The following is an 18,795-nucleotide window of genomic DNA, read 5'->3' on the forward strand; positions in this document are numbered from 1 at the left end:
GGATAACTATGGCGATTAAAGTATTAGTTGTTGATGATTCAAGCTTCTTTCGACGTCGAGTGAGTGAGATCATCAATGCCGAATCGCGTTTAGAAGTCATTGATGTGGCAACAAATGGTCGTGAAGCTGTAGATAAAGCTTTGCGCTTAAAACCTGATGTCATCACGATGGACATTGAAATGCCCATTATGGATGGTATCACGGCTGTACGTGAGATTATGGCGAATAATCCCACCCCAATTTTGATGTTTTCCTCACTCACGCATGATGGAGCGAAAGCGACGTTAGATGCGTTAGATGCGGGGGCTCTCGATTTTCTCCCGAAAAAATTTGAAGATATTGCTCGTAATCGAGATGAAGCCGTCTCACTACTTCAGCAAAAAGTGATGGATATTGCAGGCAAGAGAACGTTTATGCGTCGTAGCCTGCTTGCAAAATCGCCTGTGACATCAAGTGGTTCGACACGTCAGGTCTCGCCTTCGACCTCGAATTCGAGTGCTGCGAGTCGTCAGGCTGCGCCTGTTGCTCGTTTTAAAGCATCGGGGAAAAAATATCAGTTAACCGCGATCGGAACATCGACAGGTGGGCCGGTTGCATTACAAAAAATTCTGACTAAGTTACCAGCGAATTACCCGCATCCCATCGTACTCATTCAGCATATGCCAGCGACGTTTACCGCAGCCTTTGCCAGTCGCCTTAATTCATTGTGCAAAATTGAAGTCAAAGAAGCAGAAGATGGGGATATGTTACGTCCCGGTGTTGCCTATCTTGCGCCGGGTGGCAAACAGATGATGATCGATGGTCGCCCCGGGGCAGCACGCCTTCGTATTATTGATGGCGGTGAGAGAATGAATTATAAGCCTTGTGTTGATATCACTTTTGGCTCTGCCTCGAAAATATTTGGTGATAAAGTGCTATCTATGGTGCTGACTGGAATGGGGGCTGATGGACGAGAAGGCGCTCGCATGCTAAAAGCCGTTGGTGCCACGATTTGGGCGCAAGATGAAGAGAGTTGCGTAGTATATGGAATGCCTCAAGCGGTAGCGAAAGCTGGGATTTCATCGGAAGATCTTCCTCTCGAACGTATTGCTGAGCGGATGTTGGTTGAAGTCGGTCTGAATTAAGGAAGCATCATGATTGTTTGGAGCGTTGCGAACCAAAAAGGAGGCGTCGGTAAGACGACAACGACTATCACCCTCGCGGGCCTACTGAGTAAACAAGGCAAACGTGTGTTGTTGGTGGATACCGATCCCCATGCGTCGTTAACAACGTATCTAGGTTATGATTCTGATGCGATACCGGCGAGTTTATTTGATCTTTTTCAATTACGTGATTTTACCGAGCAAAGTGTTGAGCCGCTGATTTTACAAACGGATATTGAAGGCATCGATCTTATCCCCGCTCATATGTCTTTAGCGACGCTGGATCGTGTTATGGGCAATCGCAGTGGTATGGGGCTTATTCTTAAACGCGCATTACTCGCTTTGCGTGCCAGTTATGATTACGTCTTAATTGATTGCCCTCCTATCCTCGGTGTGATGATGGTCAATGCTTTGGCTGCTAGTGATCGTATTTTAATACCAGTGCAAACCGAGTTTCTGGCAATGAAAGGGCTTGAACGCATGGTTCGTACTTTAGCTATTATGCAAAAGTCTCGTAGTCGTGAGTTTAAAGTGACCATTGTACCTACGATGTATGATAAACGGACTCGTGCTTCATTACAGACACTTAATCAATTAAAAAAAGACTATCCCGAGCAAGTTTGGACTTCAGCGGTACCAATTGATACAAAATTCAGAGATGCCAGCTTAAAACGCTTGCCCGTTTCCCACTTTGCAGAAGGCTGTCGTGGTGTCTTTGCCTATAAACAACTGCTGTTGTTTTTAGAGAGGCTAGCCATCAATGAGTAGCCCATTATTATCCAGTGAACAAGCTTTAGAAGATTACTTTACTGCGTTATTAGCAGAAGAGCTTGATGATCAGAGTTCTCAAGCAACATTGGATTCTCCGGTAATCCAACCATCACTTGAGCCTCAACCTGCTCCTGCGCTTAAAGTGGAAAGTGAGGTTGACTATGTTGATCAAACTTTAGTTGAATTTGAATTACCCAACTTAGAGGATGTAGAACGATTACTGAGTCAGTTAGAAACCAGTAATCCAGTGGATGAACTCGGTATTGACGATATTTTAGAGCAAAACACGCAGCAAATAGCTCAGTCGATTCCGCAGCCTCTCGTAACAGAAGAAATTCAAGAATGGGAAATCGAACCTTATCAACAAGAGGTTGCCCCCATTACAGTTGAGGTTGTTAAAGAAGCGCAACAACAGGTGCAACCTGAAGTGGCAGAAGCGGTCGCTAGCCACCATACTGAAGAAGTAGAGTCGCAAGCTGATGATACAGCACAAGCTGAAGTGTCACCCATTGGTCATTGGAACTGCCCAGTTCGTGAAGCGAATTTCCAAGTACTTTACTTTGAAGTTAATGGTGTCACTTTTGCTGTTCCGCTTGATGAGCTGGGTGGTATTCATCGCAAAGCGACACTGAATCATTTAATTGGTCGTCCACCATGGTATCTAGGGCTACAAACGAGTCGAGAGCATCAGTTAGATGTGGTTGATACGGCAAAATGGGTCATGGCTGAAAAGTTACACGATGATTCATATAAAGAAGGGTATCAATACATTGTTATGTTAGATGAAAGTATGTGGGGGCTTGCTTGTAGCAAACTATTAGGAACAGAATGGCTAAGTAGTGATAAAGTCCGTTGGCGGGAGCAGGTGGGCAAACGTCCTTGGCTTGCGGGAATGGTTAAAGAAAAAATGTGTGCGTTGATTCATGTTCAAGCATTAATCGCTATGCTTAATGCAGGGCTTGATGTCAAAGCACTCGATAAATAATTTATATATTTGTCGGTAACGACTTAGAGAGGAAACGGTATGTCTGAAGTAAAAGTGAGAAAAGAACACTCAAACGATGAAGTGCTTCAGTGGGTGACATTTCAATTGGAAGAAGAGACCTATGGCATTAATGTGATGCAAGTGCGTGAAGTTTTGCGTTACACCGAAATTGCCCCAGTTCCCGGATCACCAGATTATGTACTGGGTATTATCAACCTACGTGGAAACGTGGTTACCGTGATCGACACTCGTTCACGTTTTGGTCTGATGTCTGGTGAAATTACCGATAATACACGTATCATCGTTATTGAATCAGAGCGCCAAGTTATTGGTATCTTGGTCGATAGTGTTGCCGAAGTCGTTTACCTGCGTTCTTCTGAAATTGATACCACACCGAGTGTTGGCACTGATGAAAGTTCTAAATTTATTCAAGGTGTTAGCAATCGCGATGGCAAGCTACTGATTTTAGTTGATCTGAACAAGCTGTTGTCAGAAGAAGAATGGGATGAAATGGCTCATTTATAATGGGTGATTTTTTCGATTTAACGCCTCCTGTTTTAGCTGGAGGCGGGTTATTGGTAGCACTATTACTCATATTTTGCCTAGTGGCATTGCATCGAAAGCTGATTCGCCAAGCTGATTATTTTCGTCAGCAGGCTCGTAGCTTAGATAAATCGCTACAAAAATCGACCAAACAGCTGTTAGAAATACGTTCAGCCGCTATTGGGCTTGGGCAACGAGTGACAGAACAGCAAGAGATGATTGCTCATCTCAGTGAGCGCCTTAAGCAGTTAGAAAACGCGGATACTGATGCTCGCTTGTATAGTCGTGCTAGTAAAATGGCAAAGCTTGGTGCCGACATTAATGAGCTGATTGAGGAATGTGAATTGCCTAAGGCTGAAGCTGAGTTGATGCTTTCATTGCAAAAAAAGTTAACAGGCAAAGAGGCCGTCCCACCACTGACTAGTGATCCAGATAGAAAACCGCCTTATCCAACTGGAAAAAAACGCTAAAATAAGTTCCCTCTTTTGATTAAGGAAGTGTTAGAGCTTCCTTTTTTTATTTTTCGCTATTTAGAGAGAGTCGCATCGAGTTCTTTCTTTTTTTCGCCCTATCAGGTCTGTATACCCATATAAAACCAAAGGGTTAATTTACCTTTTCTTACCAAAAAATTAACAATTTCTTATTTGTTTTCGTGACCCAGAATACCCTTATTCTATTTTGTCTTTTTATGGCTGTGTTAATATGGTCGACCCAACATATTGATATAGAAGCTCATGCTGGAAGCAAAAAATCTCACGGCAATTCGAGATGATCGAGTGCTCTTTGAAGAATTGTCTTTTAACATTCAAGCGGGTGAGCTGGTTCAGGTTGAAGGTCGAAATGGTACGGGTAAAACTACGTTGCTGAGGATGATTACCGGGCTGGGTAACCTTGATGCTGGTCAGATACTCTGGAAGGGAGAGAATATCGCGCAAGACCGCGAAAGTTTTCACCGCGATCTCCTTTTTCTTGGTCATCAAACGGGGATTAAACGTGAATTGACTCCGTTAGAAAACCTGCGTTTTTATCAAAAGGTGAGCAACAGTACTTGCGAGGATCAGCCGTTGTATCAAGCCTTAGCCAAAGTTGGGCTGGTAGGGGTTGAAGAAGTTCCTGTTGCTCAGTTGTCTGCAGGACAGCAGCGTCGAGTTGCTTTGGCTCGTCTCTGGTTAAGTGAGCACTTACTGTGGGTTTTAGATGAGCCGTTAACTGCTATCGATAAACAGGGTGTTTGGGTTCTGGAACAACTTTTCTTACGTCATACAGAGGTTGGAGGCATGATTATGTTAACGACCCATCAGGACATGTTTACTGATAATGCGAAATTGAGAAAAATTAAACTGGGAGTGGAGTCATGTTCTCGTTGATGATCACAATTGTTCGTCGAGAGCTGCTGATTGCCTATCGTCGTCAGGCTGATATTGTTAATCCTCTGTGGTTTTTTATTATTGTGATAACGCTCTTTCCGCTCAGTATTGGCCCAGATCCGGTACTTTTATCTCGAATCTCTTCCGGTATTCTTTGGGTTGCTGCTCTGTTATCGGCACTACTGTCACTAGAGCGATTGTTACGTGACGATTTTCAAGATGGTGCATTAGAGCAAATGATGCTAATGCCAACGCCTCTTTCTGTCGTCGTCATAGCCAAAGTGTTCGCACACTGGTTATTAACCGGTGTTCCTCTTATTTTGATCAGCCCTCTGCTTGCTATATTGCTAGCGTTAGACTTCAATACCTGGTTGGCCGCGGTTTGTACACTGACCTTGGGCACGCCAACATTAAGTTTTGTGGGAGCCATTGGTGTTGCGTTAACCGTGGGGCTACAAAAAGGTGGTGTATTGCTCAGTTTATTGGTACTACCGCTGTATATTCCGATTTTAATTTTTGCCACATCAGCAATTGATGCTGCAGCCTTGGGTATACCATATGCTGGGCAATTGGCTATTTTAGGCGCGATGCTTATGGGGGCAATAACCTTAACGCCATTAGCCATCAGTGCGGCTTTACGAATTAGTGTGCATTAGTCGGTTTGATTCCGATTAAGTGAATAATAATCTGAACAAAAAGATTCGGTTACAGAAGCAAGAGTGAGACGAACAATGTGGAAATGGCTTCATCCTTATGCCAAGCCTGAAACGGTATATCAGTTATGCGGTAAGTTTCTGCCTTGGTTTACTACCTTAACGTTATTGTGTTTGGTGACAGGTATCGTCTGGGGGCTAGCTTTTGCGCCTTCTGATTATCAACAAGGTAATAGTTTTCGCATCATTTATATCCACGTTCCTTCTGCAATTTGGTCGATGGGAGCTTATCTAGCCATGGCGATGGCTGCTTTTATTGGTCTTGTTTGGCAAATTAGAGTTGCAGATATGGCGGCTTTAGCAATGGCTCCGATTGGGGCTGTATTGACGTTCATTGCTTTGGTTACTGGAGCCATTTGGGGCAAACCTATGTGGGGTGCTTGGTGGGTATGGGATGCGCGTTTGACATCAGAACTTATTTTGCTTTTCCTGTATTTAGGTGTCATTGCACTGTACCAAGCATTTGATGACCCCAAAATGGCGGCAAAAGCTGCGGGTATTCTTGCGATTGTCGGGGTGATCAACCTACCGATTATTCATTTCTCTGTTGAGTGGTGGAACACTTTGCATCAAGGTGCCTCAATCACGAAATTTGCTAAACCATCTATCTCATCAGACATGCTTTGGCCTTTATTGATTTGTATTGTCGGTTTTGCATTTTTCTTTGTCGCGGTCACTTTGATTCGTTTACGCAATGAGATCATTCAACGAGAAAGTCAACGTCCTTGGGTTATTGAGTTAGCCACACAATTACAGGGAGAGAAATAAATGTATTTTAATTCTTGGAGCGAGTTTTTTGCCATGGGAGGTTACGCTGAATATGTGTGGAGTGCGTTTGGTATTACTTTCTTTTCAATGGGTTTTTTGTGGGTGTTGAGTGTGCGAGCCGGGAGAGACCAACTTCAAGATGTGCAAAAGAAAATCAATCGACAGGCTCGTATTGAGGCGGCTAAAAATATGGAGAATACCCTATGAATCCGAGACGAAAGAAGCGGCTTAGTATGATCCTCGCAATTTTGATTGGGTTAGGGATAACAACCGGATTAATCCTCTATGCATTAAGCCAAAACATGGATCTTTTTTATACACCAACAGAACTGGTCAATGGCAAGAAAGGCAAAAAACCAGAAGTGGGTCAACGGTTAAGAATTGGAGGTATGGTGACCGTCGGCTCTGTTTCTCGTGATCCCAATTCACTAAAAGTTAGTTTTTTATTACATGATGTGGGCCCAACGGTTAAAGTGGAATATGAGGGAATTCTTCCCGACCTTTTTCGAGAGGGACAAGGTATTGTTGCACAAGGTGTATTAAAAGATGCCACAACAATAGAAGCCTTTGAAGTGTTAGCTAAGCATGATGAAAACTATATGCCGACCGAAATTGCCGAAGCGCTGCAAAAAAATCATGCACCGTTGATTTATACTGAAGAACAGCAACAAGGAAGCCTGCAATGATTGTCGAAATTGGCCATTTTTCGCTTATCCTTTCTCTGGCTTTTGCTGTTTTATTGAGTATTCTTCCTATGGTGGGGGCGCAATACCATCATCGGCTACTCATGAATAGTGCTCGTCCCCTGTCATGGGGAATGCTGACCATGCTTGCCATATCGTTCATTATTTTATTATGGGCATTTTACGTCAATGATTTCACAGTACTGTATGTCGCGAGCAACTCAAATAGCCAATTGCCTTGGTATTATCGTTTAACTGCAGCTTGGGGAGCGCACGAAGGTTCTTTGCAACTATGGGCGTTGATTCAGGCTGGGTGGACGGTGGCGGTGGCGAGTTTTAGCCGAGGGATGCCACAAGCGTCGGTTGCGCGTGTATTATCGATTATGGGCATGATTACTGTTGGCTTTTTACTGTTTATCATCGTTACTTCCAATCCTTTTATCCGTACCTTGCCACATTTTCCTATTGATGGACGAGACCTTAATCCATTACTACAAGATCCAGGATTAATTGTTCATCCTCCTATCTTATATATGGGTTATGTCGGCTTTTCTGTTGCTTTTGCTTTTGCGATAGCTTCTTTAATGACCGGACGTTTAGATACCGCATGGGCACGTTGGTCCCGCCCTTGGACGACGGCGGCATGGTTATTTTTGACGTTAGGAATTGCTTTAGGTTCATGGTGGGCTTACTACGAACTCGGCTGGGGGGGATGGTGGTTTTGGGATCCAGTAGAAAACGCTTCGTTAATGCCATGGTTAGCCGGAACCGCTTTAATGCACTCTCTTGCGGTTACTGAGAAGCGAGGAACCTTTAAGGCATGGACGGTATTACTCGCTATCTCTGCCTTTTCACTTAGCCTATTAGGAACCTTTTTAGTTCGTTCTGGCATTTTAGTGTCGGTTCATGCGTTCGCGTCTGATCCCGCTCGCGGTATGTTTATTTTAGCTTTTTTAGTCATTGTTATTGGTGGCTCCTTATTGCTATACGCTCTTAAGGGAAGTGCGGTGCGTTCACACGGTGAGTTTGCGCTCGTTTCTCGTGAAAATGCGTTATTAAGCAACAATATTTTATTGATTACCGGATTAGTCGTCGTGCTGATCGGTACACTGCTGCCCTTGATTCATAAGCAACTTGGATTAGGCTCTGTCTCTATCGGAGCCCCTTTTTTTAATACAGTCTTTGCTTGGTTAATGGTGCCTTTTGCTTTCTTCTTAGGGATCAGCCCATTGATTCGGTGGAAGCGTGATTCTTTAGCTAGTCTTGTCAAACCTATGATTATTTCGGCGGGGATCGCTTTGCTGAGCAGTGCCGTCTTGATCCATATTTTGACAGATGAATTTAGACCGATGGCTTATCTCGGATGGGTGATGGCTTTCTGGATCATTAGCTTACATGGGATTGAGTTATATCAACGAGCAACTCATCGACATACTTTTGCTGTGGGCGTGAAAAAACTGTCGCGTAGTCACTGGGCGATGGTACTTGGCCATTTAGGGATGGCGGTGAGTGTAATTGGTATTGCAATGGTGCAAAACTATAGCGTGGAGCGTGATGTGCGGTTAGCCCCAGGTGAACATTTCACCTTAGATTCGTATAACTTCTATTTTAAAGGATTAAGAGATAGAGATGGCCCTAATTATGATGGTTATATTGCTGACTTCGAAATCACCAAAAATGGGCAATACATTAATACATTGCACGCTGAAAAACGTTTTTATCGCACCGCCCGCTCTATGATGACGGAAGCTGCTATTGATCGAGGTATCACTCGAGATCTCTATATTGCGATGGGTGAGCGGTTAGAGGGCAGTGATGCTTGGGCGGTTCGCATTTATCATAAGCCTTTTGTACGGTGGATTTGGGCCGGGGCTTTATTTATGGCTATTGGTGGTGCTTTTGCGATAAGTGATAAACGTTATCGTTTTAGAAAAACCGTACAATTGGGGGGAGACAATGCATAAAAAAGTGCTGTTTATCCCATTATTGGCTTTTCTACTTTTGGTGGCTATTTTTGTTACCCAGTTGATGAAAAATTCAGCAGGAGATGAGCCAACCAAACTGGAGTCGGTTTTGATTGGTAAAGTCGTTCCTGAATTTAAATTAGAAGATTTAGCAGAGCCAGGCCGATTGTATGATCAATCGATTTTTATCGGAAAACCGTTATTACTGAATGTCTGGGCCACTTGGTGTCCCACCTGCTATGCCGAACATCAGTACTTAAACCAACTGGCAGATCAAGGGGTGAAAATCATCGGCCTAAATTACAAAGATCAACGTGACAAAGCGGTGACATGGTTAAATGAATTGGGCAACCCCTATTTAATTAGTCTATTTGATGGCAGTGGGATGCTAGGTTTGGATTTGGGCGTTTATGGTGCACCGGAAACGTTTCTGATTGACGCTCATGGAGTCATTCGTTATCGCCATGTTGGTGATGTTAATCCTCATCACTGGAAAAACCAACTTGAGCCTATCTATCAGCAACTTGTGCAGGAGAGTCAGCCATGAGATTGATGCGTTGGGCGACGTTTGCCACATTGTTTCTTTCATTATCTAGCTGGGCTGTGATTGATGTCTATGACTTTGATACACCAGAGCAAGAGAAACAGTTTCATGAGTTGAGTAATACACTGCGGTGTCCCAAATGTCAAAATAACTCAATTGCTGATTCTAATGCGGAACTCGCTCAGGACTTGCGACAAAAAGTATATGAAATGACAAAGCAAGGTCATGAAAAGCAAACGGTAATCGATTACATGGTCGCTCGCTATGGCAACTTTGTTACCTACAATCCTCCATTGACAGCCAGTACTGCTATTTTGTGGATTGCGCCGCTTTTGGTATTGATGATCGGGTTTAGCGTACTCGTTATGCGCAGCCGAGGTCGTAAGAATCATCCGACTCAGGTCGAAAATTGGGATCAAGAAAAAGAAGCACGCTTGCAAGCATTATTGAAGGATGAAAGCCAAGGAGATAAACAAGCATGACATTATTTTGGCTATCTACACTTATTTTAGTGATCGTAGCAAGCCTCTTTATTGCTATTCCCATGAGCCAACGAACTAATAATAATGATCAACCGTTGCGGGATGAGTTGAATAAAGCCTTTTACAAAGACCGTTTAGCTGAACTTGAGGCGGAAACGCAAGAAGGTTTAGTGGATGATCCACAAGCACTGATTACCGAGTTGAAACAGTCATTATTAGATGATGTGCCAAGTCGATCGGAATTAACTCGTGAGTCGATGTCAGCTAAAGGCGCTATCTTTGTTTTGGCAATGCTACTCATGATAACGCTCAGTTATGGATTATATGCAGAGTATGGCTCTTATTCCCAAGTTAAACATTGGCAGCAAGTGAGTGCCAGTTTACCTGAACTGAGTAAGAAGCTCATGATACCATCACCTCATGGGGTTGAGTTGACCGACCAAGAGATGCAAGATCTCACTTTATCTTTACGGACTCGGTTGCATTATCAACCGAATGATGCCACTGGGTGGTTATTGCTTGGGCGGATTGGAATGGCCAATCGTGATATGCAAACAGCGATTGGCGCGAGCAAAAAAGCCTATGAACTTGCCCCTAAAGACGGTGATGTTCAGTTCGGTTATGCTCAAGCCTTGATTCTCTCCAATGATGAATGGGAGCAAAATCAAGCAAGAACACTGCTGCTTAAGTTAGCTCAGGCCGATGATGTGGATCTTAGAGTTTTCTCGTTATTAGCTTTTGATGCTTTTGAAAACAGCGACTACACAAAGGCCATTGCCTATTGGCAGCAGATGCAACAGATGATTGGGCCAAATGATACTCGTTATGATATGCTCACGCGTAGTATTGAAAGTGCTCAGCGCAACTTATCTGCAAATCGCTCGCCAGCGCTTTCGGTTAAAGTGACGGTTCGTTTAGCTGATACAGTGATAGTCCCTAAAGATGGCGTGTTAATTGTCTCTATTCATAGTGCCGATGGTGCTCCTATTCCTGTGGCAGCGGCTCGCTACCCATTGAGCCAGTTTCCGGTAACGGTGCTCCTTGATAACAGTAACAGCATGCTACAGGGGCGTGACTTATCTCAATTAGAGAGATTGATTGTTCGAGCACGCTTGGATAACGATGGCAATGTAGCAACCCGAGAAGGGGATTGGTTTGGAGAAAGTACCATCGTTGAAATAGGTGATCCTGTTGATATCACCATTGACACTCAATACCATTGATCCTGTGTTAAGCAAAGCTTAACGTTACCTGATTGCGGTAAATACCGTTTATAGTAGAACAACTCAAGGAGTGATCCTTGTCGCATAAAAGATGGATAACTAACATGCCAAGCCGTTTATCACGGTCTGTGAGCCTTTTTTTTATATTAGTACTTTTTGGGTGTAGCTCTGTACCTCATGACGGCTCAGTTTCTGACTCAAATCCAGAGGATCCTTTTGAAGGGTTTAACCGTACAATGTGGACCCTTAACTACGATTATTTAGATCCCTATATCGTTCGTCCCGTGTCCATTGCGTATGTTGATTATGTGCCTTCACCACTTCGACGTGGTGTTGCTAATTTCTTGTCAAATTTAGATGAACCAGCCAGCATGATTAATAATTTAATCATGGGCAATGGTGAAAAAGCACTCGATCACTTTAACCGTTTTTGGCTCAATAGCACTTTTGGTTTATTAGGTTTGATTGATATCGCCTCTGAAGCCGGAATCAATAAGCACGATGAAAAACAGTTTGGCGATGCAGTCGGTCATTATGGTGTCGGTAATGGCCCTTATGTGATGGTGCCAGGCTACGGCCCTTTTACTGTACGTGAAACCACGGATATGGTTGACGGTTTATATGCCCCTCTTTCTTATTTAAATATTTGGGCAGGCCTTGGTAAATGGGCTATTGAAGGCATGGAAACTCGCGCCGCACTTGTGCAGCAAGAGTCTATGTTAGACAACTCCCCTGATCCTTATGCACTAACCAGAGAAGTGTATTTACAGCGCCGTGATTTCAAAGCAGAAAGAGAAACCAGCGTTTATGATGAGCATGAAGAAGATTACTTTGATGACTATTTAGAGGGGGGGTTTTAATGGATCATCGCATTTTTACTCAGCCAGTACACGAAAGTTTCTTGAGTAACGTTTAAGCAGAGATAACTCGCCCACTAAAATAGTCATTGGCAACGATATATTCGGTATTGCGAATCAGTTCGTCTTGAACTTCAGCCCAATGCGAGTCAGAAGTGTGTTTATCTGACATAGGAACAACACCGCCGACACGAATATTAAACGGTGTGAGTTCCTTTCCCCAAGTTTGAGTTAACCCTGCGACTAATGAGCGCGCCGTATCAATACCTGATTTTTCATCACATTCAGGATAGGAAATAACATTAACAATCACTCCCTTCGTTTGATGCTCGCGCATTCGGATCGTACAGGCTTGCCCGAAAGTAAATAGTGACGATGTGATATCGCCCATTTGTTCGATAAAGTGTTGATTTGTCTTATCATCAATCAATGAGGGAAAGGGAAGTGCAGGCCAGTGATTAATCAATACATCAGGAGCCTTGTTAAATTGTTGAACAATATAAGAAAATAATAGGTCGATACTCACAAAAGAGTGATCGTTTAATGCGTAGTAGTCAATATTTCCTGATAAGCGTTGACAATTTTTCCAGCTTTCAATCAGCTTTGAATGCTGCGTATCGCAAATGATCACGTTCGCCCCTAGACGGGTAAAATGTGTTGCAAGTGTACAGCCAAATAATGAGCTAGCAGACGTGATAACTACAAGCGCCTTATTGATTTCCATGGCTTTTCCCTCATGATCAACCTCAAACTGAAGCCGAATCGTTGATATCCACTAATGTTTATTGCAGGACGATTTTTGTATTAAAAACAGGATAAATAGGTGACATTATCATTTCATCCTATTCAAGTAGCGATTCATTACAGTGATGAATCGGTGTAAAAAGCATGGTTGATAAAAATAAAGTTCAGTGTGAATGATCTCAAATAACCATCGTTCGATAGAAAAATGATGGTTAATCTTTGCTCTATTTCACAGAGTGTAGGGCTGGTACACCATTAGTTTTCATTAATTATGCTTGAGCACGTAGCTGATCTTGTCGCCAAGCGGTATTGAGTTGAGGGTACAAGTCGGTCGTTAGTAAGCGATTTGCTGATGTTGTGGCTAGGTGGCGTCGATCATGTCCAGATAGATTCAAGTAGACCTCTTCCGGAAAGCCTTGAGTCGCTTCAGGTAGATAAGTCAGCGCTTCCGGTTTGAGATAGTGTGAGAGCTTGGCACTTGCTAAGCCGCCGGAGTGAAAGCAATGGGCCTGCTGGGCTGATATCTGATAAGACGAATGATCGTTGCGTAGTGGTTGTAATTCAGGTAGTGAAAATTGCTTACGCAACAGCTGTTCGGTCGTGATTTTTTCTTCGATAGGCTCTACCGGACAGGCATCTCGAACATCATTAGAAAACAAAGCCATGAATAGTGCAAAATCGGCATGACGACCATGTTGAATTGCTTGGTTGATATTCGAACCAATGTGCAGTTCATTAATAATTCCAGCTTTATCTAGCGTATGTACTTGCATTATTTCTCCTCGATGCCTTCCTCATAGCGGCATTAAGAGAAAAAACTTTAATAAAAAAAGCCTGCAATGGATGCAGGCTTAACAGCATGATAATAATCAGTAAAGAATTATTTCGCTAGATTTTGAGCGACAAAGTCCCAGTTAACCAAAGCCCAGAAGCCATTCATATAATCTGGACGTAGGTTACGGTAATCAATGTAGTAGGCGTGTTCCCACAAGTCGACCGTTAGTAATGGCGTTACGCCATCTTCCGTGATCGGAGTTGCGGCGTTTGATGTGTTGACAATCGCCAGTGAGCCGTCTGCTTTTTTGACTAACCAAGTCCAAGATGAACCAAAGTTATTGATTGCAGAGTCGGTGAATTTCGCTTTAAATTCTTCAAATGACCCAAAGGCCGCATTAATTGCTTCAGCCACGGCACCACTTGGTTCACCGCCACCATTAGGAGATAAACAGTGCCAGTAGAAAGTGTGGTTCCAGACTTGAGCAGCATTATTAAAGATACCACCGGTTGAGGTTTTGATGATCTCTTCTAGCGTTTTACTTTCAAATTCAGTGCCAGGGATTAAACCATTAAGTTTAACCACATACGTGTTGTGGTGTTTGCCGTAGTGGTAATCTAAGGTTTCTGCTGAAATGTGTGGTTCTAGTGCATCTTTTGCGTATGGTAACGCAGGTAATTCAAATGCCATTGCTCTATTCTCCGTTTTTCGAGGAAAGAAGATATATTGCTGACGAGGTAGGTAAACATTCGAGCACTCGACAGAGCAATATACTTCCTTCGATGGCTTCCAGTATTATTGTATTTCGTCGGTAAGACTGACTTGCTAGCTATTTTAGCAAGTTTTTACTTTATTAACACCCTGTAGTGAAGAAAAATTTATCGTTAACGACTATCTTTGGCCTTGTTGCTCGAAATCCTTAAACATATTGTGCTTTTTATTCTCTCTTAATGATTTAGAATGGAGGCATTCAACTAGCCATCCATCAAGAGGAAGCAATGGAAACCATTGATAAAATCAAACAGCAAATAGCCGAAAACCCGATTCTCCTATATATGAAAGGATCGCCAAAACTACCAAGCTGTGGTTTTTCTTCTCAAGCGGCACAAGCTCTGATGGCTTGTGGTGAAAAATTTGCTTATGTCGATATCTTGCAAAATCCAGATATCCGAGCTGAGCTACCTATTTATGCTCAGTGGCCAACTTTTCCCCAATTATGGGTTGAAGGTGAGTTAATTGGTGGTTGCGATATCATTTTGGAGATGTTTCAAAAAGGTGAATTGCAACCACTGGTTAAAGAAGCAGCCGGACGCACCTCTGACAACAATGAATAATACTGTATAAAATTACAGTTTTTCTTGATTTTATAAGGCCACATTGAGTAATGTGGCCTTACTTTTTTTATTGATTTGATGTTATGAGTCGTTTATTTATTGCTGAAAAGCCCAGCTTAGCGCGAGCGATAGCGGATGCACTGCCTAAGCCTCACAAAAAAGAGCAAGGATTTATCCGTTGTGGTCACGGTGATATCGTGACGTGGTGCATTGGGCATTTATTAGAGCAAGTTGAGCCGGATAGTTATGATGAACGTTATAAAAAATGGAACCTTGCTGACTTGCCCATTATTCCGGAACATTGGCAGCTTAGGCCAAGAAAAAGCGCCAGTAAGCAACTCGCAGTAGTACGTAAATTATTAAAAGAAGCGCAAGACATCATCCATGCAGGCGATCCCGACCGAGAAGGACAGTTACTGGTTGATGAAGTGATTGATTACTGTCACGTTGCTAAACATAAGCAGAAAACCATACAGCGTTTGTTAATTAGTGATCTTAATTTGTCTGCCGTTCAACGAGCGCTCTCTTCAATGCGTAATAATCGTGATTTTATACCTTTATCGGTCTCAGCATTAGCTCGTTCTCGCGCAGATTGGCTGTATGGTATGAACATGTCTCGCGCTTATACGCTATTAGGTCAGAAAGCGGGATACCAAGGTGTTTTATCGGTTGGTCGAGTACAAACGCCGGTACTAGGGCTTGTGGTACGCCGTGATGAAGAGATCGCCCACTTTGAACCCAAAGACTACTTTACTTTGCATGCTTTAATTCCTTATCAACATGGAGAGCATTGCTTTGATATTCGAGCACGATGGCAACCGAGTGAGGCATGTAAACCTTGGCAAGATGAAGAGGGGAGAGTACTTCATCGTCAGTTGGCTGAAAATGTGGCTAAGCGTATCGCAGGACAAGCAGCAAAGGTCATTGAATCTGAACAAAATCAAACCAAACAAGCTGCGCCATTGCCTTACTCCTTATCCGCGTTACAAATTGACGCGGCTAAGCGCTATCAATTCAGTGCGCAGCAGGTGTTGGATACGTGCCAATCTCTTTATGAAAAACACAAATTAATTACCTATCCACGTTCTGATTGTCGCTATCTTCCTAAAGAGCACTTTGTACAGGCGAAGCAAGTCACCTCGGCGATTGCACATAACCTGAATGAGCTGCATCCTGCTGTGCAGGGGGCGGATTTATCTCGTCAATCGAAAGCATGGAATGATAAAAAAGTTGATGCGCATCATGCCATTATTCCAACGCCGAAAATGGCCCCGCTAAATGGACTGTCGGTAGCTGAACAACATATCTATGGCTTAATTGCTCGACAATACCTTATCCAGTTTTATCCTCCCGCCGTGTATGCGGAAGCAAAATTAGAGTTTGATATTGCGGGAGGGAAATTTATAGCGAAAGGACGCCAGTTAATCACAGCAGGTTGGAAAGCGTTAATTGGCCAAAGCGCTTCACAAGATGAAGGAATCGATAACGTGCCCCCTCTTACGGTTGGCCAAACCTTGACTTGTCGAGAAGGAGAAATTAAGGCATGCAAAACTGAGCCTCCGCGCTATTTTACTGAGGCGACATTACTACAAGCTATGACGGGCATCGCTCGATTTGTCGAAGACAAAGAGCTAAAAAAAATTCTTCGCGATACGGATGGATTAGGCACTGAAGCCACTCGAGCTGGTATTTTGGACACGCTATTTAAACGGCAACTATTACAGCGTGAAGATAAGCTAATTAAAAGTACCCAAGCTGGAAAAGGGCTTATACATGCTCTTCCTCTGCAAGCGACCTATCCTGATATGACAGCACAGTGGGAGCACCAACTTCAAGCTATGGCTGAACGAGATCAGGCTTATCACCCTTTTATGCAAGATCTTGAATTACAAATCACCGAGTGGATGAAACAAATCAAGCACAACCCTATCCCTCCATCTTTAAGTGCATTGCCTCAAGTACGTCGTACGCGATTGTTTAAATCCAAGAGTCGATCAAGTAAGAGAAAAACGCCTATCTCTCACCAGAAATAACGGTGTTTAACAGTAGATTGTGGGAAATGCAAAAGGCTTTGTTGCTAAAAAGTTAGAATAAACACACAGAAAAAAACTAATAATGTTGCATAACCTGAAGGGGTTTCCCATAGTTAGGTGAGTGAGTTCTGGAGCAATATCACAGAGAGCTCCTAATGAATATAGCCACCACATATAGTAGAGGCAAAAATGCCCGTGATCACGTTTGTGCTAGGAAAATACTATGCTAAAAATACTGAGAGTGCTCAACGTACGTAAAAAAATATTAGTTATTGAAATTATTTCGCTGCTAACTATCGCTCTGATCAGCCTCTATGGGGTCAGTAAACTGAGAGAAATGGCTTACCAAGAGCGCCAGCAGAGCATACAAAATCAAGTCGAATCGGTTGTCAGTTTAGTCGATTATTATGCACAACTCTCGGGCCAATTAGGACAAGAACAAGCAAAAAAACAAGCAACCGAAGCGATCAAAGCGTTACGCTATGATGGTGATAACTATTTCTGGATTATGACACCCAATGCTCGTTTAGTGTTACATCCTTTACGACCTGAAGCCGTTAATCAAGATATGAGCCAGGTTCGAGATGGAGCAGGACGCTTCCACTGGCAACAGATGGCGCAAACGGTTCAGCGTCAAGGGGCTGGATTTGTTGAATACACACTGGTGTCGCCTCAAGGAAAAGTTGAGGATAAAATTTCTTATGTCGCCAAAACCAACCAGTGGAATTGGATTATTGGCTCAGGGGTTATTGTGTATGATATTAATCAAACCGTTTATCAGAGCTCTTTATTCTACCTAGGGTTTGCCTTACTGGGGCTGCTGATCACCCTGATATTTTCTAGCATGATCGGCAAAAATATTACTGACCCATTAGCTCTATTTGTAACAAAAGTAAAACGGGCAGCAGAAGGAGACATGACGGTGCGATTTCATCCGAAAGGGCGCGATGAAATTGCCAGTTTAGGTCATTCAATCAACACCATGATCGAACATACCCATCAAGCCTTATTAACAGCGAAACAGTCGACGATGAATACGGCACAAATGGCAACGAGCATTGCTTCAGCCAGTGAAGAAACCGCAGCCAGCACCCAGTCGCAACGTATGCAATTGGAGCAACTCGCGACAGCGATGAATGAGATGAATGCGACCATTCGTGATGTAGCACAAAATGCCGAACACACAGCCGCTTCAACGGATGATGTTTCTCATCAAGCACAAAGTTGTAGCCAGATGATGGATAGTACGGAACAAAATATTGAACAGCTGTCGCAAGAAGTGTCAGAAACAGACCAACTAGTTGAAGCATTACGTAATGATGTCACTGGTATTAATGAAATTGTCGATGTGATTCAGGCGATTTCTGAGCAAACCAACCTATTGGCATTGAACGCTGCGATTGAAGCCGCGCGTGCAGGAGATCAAGGAAGAGGCTTTGCCGTGGTTGCCGATGAAGTCCGTCATTTAGCGGGAAGGACACAGCAGTCGACTCACCAAATCCAGCAAACCATCGAATCGTTGATTGTGCGTGCTGACAGCGCATCACAAGCGATGAAACAGTGCCATACTCGGGTGACAGAAAATGTTCAGACAGCAACAGAAACCAAAGAAATGCTCAATAAAATGGTGGCTGAATTAACTCGAGCGAATGATCGTGTGACACAAATAGCGGCCGCAGCGGAGCAACAAGACACGGTGGCTGAAGAGATGAACCACAATGTTAGTCATATTAACCTTTCAGCCGATCAAATTAGTCAATCAGCACAAGATTTAGCGTTACAAAGTCAACAACTTGCGGATAGCTCCAATCAATTGGATCAACAATTACAACACTTTAATGTGTGAGGCGTTCATCTATTTACAATC

The 18,795-nt window shown here is 43.3% G+C and carries 21 protein-coding genes and 1 pseudogene; 19 read left to right on the forward strand and 3 right to left on the reverse strand.

The window, feature by feature from the left end; genetic code table 11:
* The first annotated feature begins 8 nt into the window (after nucleotides 1-8).
* From cheB to FKN05_RS01240, 16 genes and pseudogenes are all read left to right on the forward strand, one after another.
* Entirely contained in the window at nucleotides 9-1,124 is a 1,116-nt protein-coding gene (gene cheB, locus FKN05_RS01170) for a protein-glutamate methylesterase/protein-glutamine glutaminase (protein WP_170886639.1), read from the forward strand.
* A 9-nt stretch (nucleotides 1,125-1,133) separates the two neighbouring features.
* Nucleotides 1,134-1,910, forward strand: a complete 777-nt coding sequence (locus FKN05_RS01175; RefSeq protein WP_170886641.1) for a ParA family protein — start codon at nucleotides 1,134-1,136, stop codon at nucleotides 1,908-1,910.
* Nucleotides 1,903-2,262: pseudogene (locus tag FKN05_RS16870) on the forward strand (chemotaxis protein CheW); the annotation flags it as partial. The gene FKN05_RS01175 and the pseudogene FKN05_RS16870, both read left to right, overlap by 8 nt.
* 150 nt (nucleotides 2,263-2,412) lie before the next feature.
* Nucleotides 2,413-2,898, forward strand: a complete 486-nt coding sequence (locus FKN05_RS16875; protein ID WP_524540892.1) for a chemotaxis protein CheW — start codon at nucleotides 2,413-2,415, stop codon at nucleotides 2,896-2,898.
* A 39-nt stretch (nucleotides 2,899-2,937) separates the two neighbouring features.
* Nucleotides 2,938-3,423: a chemotaxis protein CheW gene (locus FKN05_RS01185; protein ID WP_099611466.1), complete on the forward strand. Its 486-nt coding sequence runs from the start codon at nucleotides 2,938-2,940 to the stop codon at nucleotides 3,421-3,423.
* The gene (locus FKN05_RS01190) at nucleotides 3,423-3,911 is read left to right on the forward strand and encodes a DUF2802 domain-containing protein (RefSeq protein ID WP_099611465.1); all 489 of its coding nucleotides are present in this window, start codon (nucleotides 3,423-3,425) and stop codon (nucleotides 3,909-3,911) included. The genes FKN05_RS01185 and FKN05_RS01190 overlap by 1 nt, the downstream gene beginning before the upstream one ends.
* A 264-nt stretch (nucleotides 3,912-4,175) precedes the next feature.
* On the forward strand, nucleotides 4,176-4,808 hold the full coding sequence (gene ccmA / locus FKN05_RS01195) for a cytochrome c biogenesis heme-transporting ATPase CcmA (protein WP_099611464.1): 633 nt from the start codon (nucleotides 4,176-4,178) through the stop codon (nucleotides 4,806-4,808).
* Entirely contained in the window at nucleotides 4,796-5,464 is a 669-nt protein-coding gene (gene ccmB / locus FKN05_RS01200; protein WP_099611463.1) for a heme exporter protein CcmB, read from the forward strand. The genes ccmA and ccmB overlap by 13 nt, the downstream gene beginning before the upstream one ends.
* Nucleotides 5,465-5,539: 75 nt before the next feature.
* Nucleotides 5,540-6,289, forward strand: a complete 750-nt coding sequence (locus FKN05_RS01205) for a heme ABC transporter permease (protein WP_099611462.1) — start codon at nucleotides 5,540-5,542, stop codon at nucleotides 6,287-6,289.
* A complete protein-coding gene (gene ccmD, locus FKN05_RS01210; protein WP_161427350.1) occupies nucleotides 6,290-6,496 on the forward strand; it encodes a heme exporter protein CcmD in 207 nt (68 codons plus the stop codon).
* On the forward strand, nucleotides 6,493-6,975 hold the full coding sequence (gene ccmE, locus FKN05_RS01215; RefSeq protein WP_099611461.1) for a cytochrome c maturation protein CcmE: 483 nt from the start codon (nucleotides 6,493-6,495) through the stop codon (nucleotides 6,973-6,975). Before ccmD ends, ccmE begins: the two co-directional genes overlap by 4 nt.
* Nucleotides 6,972-8,936, forward strand: a complete 1,965-nt coding sequence (locus FKN05_RS01220; protein ID WP_099611460.1) for a heme lyase CcmF/NrfE family subunit — start codon at nucleotides 6,972-6,974, stop codon at nucleotides 8,934-8,936. Before ccmE ends, FKN05_RS01220 begins: the two co-directional genes overlap by 4 nt.
* Complete coding sequence (locus FKN05_RS01225; RefSeq protein WP_170886643.1) at nucleotides 8,929-9,483, forward strand: DsbE family thiol:disulfide interchange protein; 555 nt, start codon at nucleotides 8,929-8,931, stop codon at nucleotides 9,481-9,483. The genes FKN05_RS01220 and FKN05_RS01225 overlap by 8 nt, the downstream gene beginning before the upstream one ends.
* The gene (locus FKN05_RS01230) at nucleotides 9,480-9,962 is read left to right on the forward strand and encodes a cytochrome c-type biogenesis protein (RefSeq protein WP_099611458.1); all 483 of its coding nucleotides are present in this window, start codon (nucleotides 9,480-9,482) and stop codon (nucleotides 9,960-9,962) included. The genes FKN05_RS01225 and FKN05_RS01230 overlap by 4 nt, the downstream gene beginning before the upstream one ends.
* Complete coding sequence (gene ccmI / locus FKN05_RS01235; RefSeq protein WP_170886645.1) at nucleotides 9,959-11,185, forward strand: c-type cytochrome biogenesis protein CcmI; 1,227 nt, start codon at nucleotides 9,959-9,961, stop codon at nucleotides 11,183-11,185. Before FKN05_RS01230 ends, ccmI begins: the two co-directional genes overlap by 4 nt.
* A 104-nt stretch (nucleotides 11,186-11,289) precedes the next feature.
* A complete protein-coding gene (locus FKN05_RS01240; protein WP_170886647.1) occupies nucleotides 11,290-12,045 on the forward strand; it encodes an MlaA family lipoprotein in 756 nt (251 codons plus the stop codon).
* A 52-nt stretch (nucleotides 12,046-12,097) separates the two neighbouring features.
* Here FKN05_RS01240 and FKN05_RS01245 read toward each other — a convergent pair whose 3' ends face one another.
* The 3 genes from FKN05_RS01245 to sodB form a co-directional block, all read right to left on the reverse strand.
* Nucleotides 12,098-12,766, reverse strand: coding sequence for an SDR family oxidoreductase (locus FKN05_RS01245; RefSeq protein WP_161427141.1), 669 nt, complete (start codon nucleotides 12,764-12,766; stop codon nucleotides 12,098-12,100).
* A 289-nt stretch (nucleotides 12,767-13,055) separates the two neighbouring features.
* Nucleotides 13,056-13,559 (reverse strand): VC2046/SO_2500 family protein, encoded by a 504-nt coding sequence (locus tag FKN05_RS01250; protein WP_099611454.1) that lies wholly within the window; start codon nucleotides 13,557-13,559, stop codon nucleotides 13,056-13,058.
* 107 nt (nucleotides 13,560-13,666) lie between these two features.
* On the reverse strand, nucleotides 13,667-14,251 hold the full coding sequence (gene sodB / locus FKN05_RS01255) for a superoxide dismutase [Fe] (protein ID WP_099611453.1): 585 nt from the start codon (nucleotides 14,249-14,251) through the stop codon (nucleotides 13,667-13,669).
* A gap of 308 nt (nucleotides 14,252-14,559) precedes the next feature.
* On the opposite strand from sodB, the gene FKN05_RS01260 reads away from it, so the two are divergent.
* The 3 genes from FKN05_RS01260 (at nucleotide 14,560) to FKN05_RS01270 (ending at nucleotide 18,774) form a co-directional block, all read left to right on the forward strand.
* Nucleotides 14,560-14,895: a Grx4 family monothiol glutaredoxin gene (locus tag FKN05_RS01260; RefSeq protein ID WP_099611452.1), complete on the forward strand. Its 336-nt coding sequence runs from the start codon at nucleotides 14,560-14,562 to the stop codon at nucleotides 14,893-14,895.
* Nucleotides 14,896-14,978: 83 nt separating this feature from the next.
* A complete protein-coding gene (locus FKN05_RS01265; RefSeq protein WP_170886649.1) occupies nucleotides 14,979-16,928 on the forward strand; it encodes a DNA topoisomerase III in 1,950 nt (649 codons plus the stop codon).
* A gap of 223 nt (nucleotides 16,929-17,151) precedes the next feature.
* On the forward strand, nucleotides 17,152-18,774 hold the full coding sequence (locus tag FKN05_RS01270; RefSeq protein ID WP_170886650.1) for a methyl-accepting chemotaxis protein: 1,623 nt from the start codon (nucleotides 17,152-17,154) through the stop codon (nucleotides 18,772-18,774).
* The last annotated feature ends 21 nt before the right edge of the window (nucleotides 18,775-18,795 follow it).

The organism is Vibrio sp. 1-1(7), assembly GCF_013048485.1.
In the GTDB taxonomy this organism is placed as follows: domain Bacteria; phylum Pseudomonadota; class Gammaproteobacteria; order Enterobacterales; family Vibrionaceae; genus Vibrio; species Vibrio fujianensis.

Bases quoted from the DNA above. Each gene is read 5' to 3' on its own strand.
- sodB (WP_099611453.1), bottom strand. From the start codon at position 14,251: ATGGCATTTGAATTACCTGCGTTACCATACGCAAAAGATGCACTAGAA.
- FKN05_RS01205 (WP_099611462.1), top strand. From the start codon at position 5,540: ATGTGGAAATGGCTTCATCCTTATGCCAAGCCTGAAACGGTATATCAG.
- ccmB (WP_099611463.1), top strand. From the start codon at position 4,796: ATGTTCTCGTTGATGATCACAATTGTTCGTCGAGAGCTGCTGATTGCC.
- FKN05_RS01250 (WP_099611454.1), bottom strand. From the start codon at position 13,559: ATGCAAGTACATACGCTAGATAAAGCTGGAATTATTAATGAACTGCAC.
- FKN05_RS01230 (WP_099611458.1), top strand. From the start codon at position 9,480: ATGAGATTGATGCGTTGGGCGACGTTTGCCACATTGTTTCTTTCATTA.
- FKN05_RS01225 (WP_170886643.1), top strand. From the start codon at position 8,929: ATGCATAAAAAAGTGCTGTTTATCCCATTATTGGCTTTTCTACTTTTG.
- ccmE (WP_099611461.1), top strand. From the start codon at position 6,493: ATGAATCCGAGACGAAAGAAGCGGCTTAGTATGATCCTCGCAATTTTG.
- ccmD (WP_161427350.1), top strand. From the start codon at position 6,290: ATGTATTTTAATTCTTGGAGCGAGTTTTTTGCCATGGGAGGTTACGCT.
- FKN05_RS01260 (WP_099611452.1), top strand. From the start codon at position 14,560: ATGGAAACCATTGATAAAATCAAACAGCAAATAGCCGAAAACCCGATT.
- ccmI (WP_170886645.1), top strand. From the start codon at position 9,959: ATGACATTATTTTGGCTATCTACACTTATTTTAGTGATCGTAGCAAGC.
- FKN05_RS01265 (WP_170886649.1), top strand. From the start codon at position 14,979: ATGAGTCGTTTATTTATTGCTGAAAAGCCCAGCTTAGCGCGAGCGATA.
- FKN05_RS01190 (WP_099611465.1), top strand. From the start codon at position 3,423: ATGGGTGATTTTTTCGATTTAACGCCTCCTGTTTTAGCTGGAGGCGGG.
- FKN05_RS01270 (WP_170886650.1), top strand. From the start codon at position 17,152: ATGCTAAAAATACTGAGAGTGCTCAACGTACGTAAAAAAATATTAGTT.
- FKN05_RS01220 (WP_099611460.1), top strand. From the start codon at position 6,972: ATGATTGTCGAAATTGGCCATTTTTCGCTTATCCTTTCTCTGGCTTTT.
- FKN05_RS01175 (WP_170886641.1), top strand. From the start codon at position 1,134: ATGATTGTTTGGAGCGTTGCGAACCAAAAAGGAGGCGTCGGTAAGACG.
- ccmA (WP_099611464.1), top strand. From the start codon at position 4,176: ATGCTGGAAGCAAAAAATCTCACGGCAATTCGAGATGATCGAGTGCTC.
- FKN05_RS01240 (WP_170886647.1), top strand. From the start codon at position 11,290: ATGCCAAGCCGTTTATCACGGTCTGTGAGCCTTTTTTTTATATTAGTA.
- FKN05_RS01245 (WP_161427141.1), bottom strand. From the start codon at position 12,766: ATGGAAATCAATAAGGCGCTTGTAGTTATCACGTCTGCTAGCTCATTA.
- cheB (WP_170886639.1), top strand. From the start codon at position 9: ATGGCGATTAAAGTATTAGTTGTTGATGATTCAAGCTTCTTTCGACGT.
- FKN05_RS01185 (WP_099611466.1), top strand. From the start codon at position 2,938: ATGTCTGAAGTAAAAGTGAGAAAAGAACACTCAAACGATGAAGTGCTT.